3 protein-coding genes are annotated in these 870 nt (G+C 32.4%); all 3 read left to right on the forward strand.

The genetic code is table 11. From position 1 onward, the window contains the following. The coding region (locus tag HMPREF0381_RS04000) for a hypothetical protein (protein WP_008750599.1) at nt 1–254 on the forward strand (254 nt) is incomplete at its 5' end. Then, complete coding sequence (locus HMPREF0381_RS15125) at nt 248–388, forward strand: hypothetical protein (RefSeq protein WP_008750600.1); 141 nt, start codon at nt 248–250, stop codon at nt 386–388. The genes HMPREF0381_RS04000 and HMPREF0381_RS15125, both read left to right, overlap by 7 nt. A gap of 21 nt (nt 389–409) precedes the next feature. Then, nucleotides 410–682: a hypothetical protein gene (locus HMPREF0381_RS04005; RefSeq protein WP_008750601.1), complete on the forward strand. Its 273-nt coding sequence runs from the start codon at nt 410–412 to the stop codon at nt 680–682. Nucleotides 683–870: the final 188 nt, after the last annotated feature.

The raw sequence follows: 870 nt of genomic DNA on the forward strand, positions 1-870 counted from the left end.
ATAGTGATAAGGGAAAATTGCAAAAAGAGTATGGAGAAGCTTTAAAAGAATTTACCATTGAAAAAGAGGAGCGGGAGGATATCTATAGAGAGTGCAGAGCAATAGATAAAACATTGATAGATTGTTTAGGGTGTTGTAATGAAACTGAACTTATGAAAGAGGAATTAGCAGAATTTAAAAAACAAAGTGATAGGGAAATGCAGGTAATGGAAGAAGGATTGCTTAGCTTAAAAAAGAAAATTGGAGATTGGTAAAAATAGTAATTGGAATACCTGATGAACAGTCATTTATTCGCATGCCTGTAATCAGAAATTACAAGTTTGTTATAGGAACCGGATTTGTATTCAAAGGTGGAGATATTAAAAAGGTAAAAATACCTTTAATTTAAACTTTGTGGAAGGAGAAATATATGAATGGAACAATATCTAATAATGCAGCGGTAGCAGATAATATAAGGTGTAATATTGAAAAAAATACTGTCGGCTTTTCGCATGAGAGAGTGGATACAGGGCTTGATTGTGCAAATGCAGATGTGCAGTCAGATTGTATGGAGTGCTTAGAATTTTCGGCTGACTTTACAGAGGAATGTAAGCCGTACATAACTAATCTTACAGAATGTATAAAAGCAATAAGTGAATCAATGCAAGAAAAAGATAAGGGATTTTTTGGATTTTTAAAATAATGTGAGGTTATGGACGAATGGTACTATGTTGCAGAAAAAAAGGTAGAGATATCAAGGAAGCTACAAGGAGATTGACTAAATGATGAAAAAGCGAAGACTACAAATGATTATAATCATATTGGTGACAATTTGTTTATACATTGTATACATTATGAATAATATTGCTTTTTTCAAGGACAAGGAGTTCG

Source organism: Lachnoanaerobaculum saburreum DSM 3986, assembly GCF_000185385.1.
In the GTDB taxonomy this organism is placed as follows: domain Bacteria; phylum Bacillota; class Clostridia; order Lachnospirales; family Lachnospiraceae; genus Lachnoanaerobaculum; species Lachnoanaerobaculum saburreum.

Excerpts from the sequence above, each read along its gene's own strand:
- HMPREF0381_RS04005 (WP_008750601.1), top strand. The coding sequence starts at position 410 with ATGAATGGAACAATATCTAATAATGCAGCGGTAGCAGATAATATAAGG.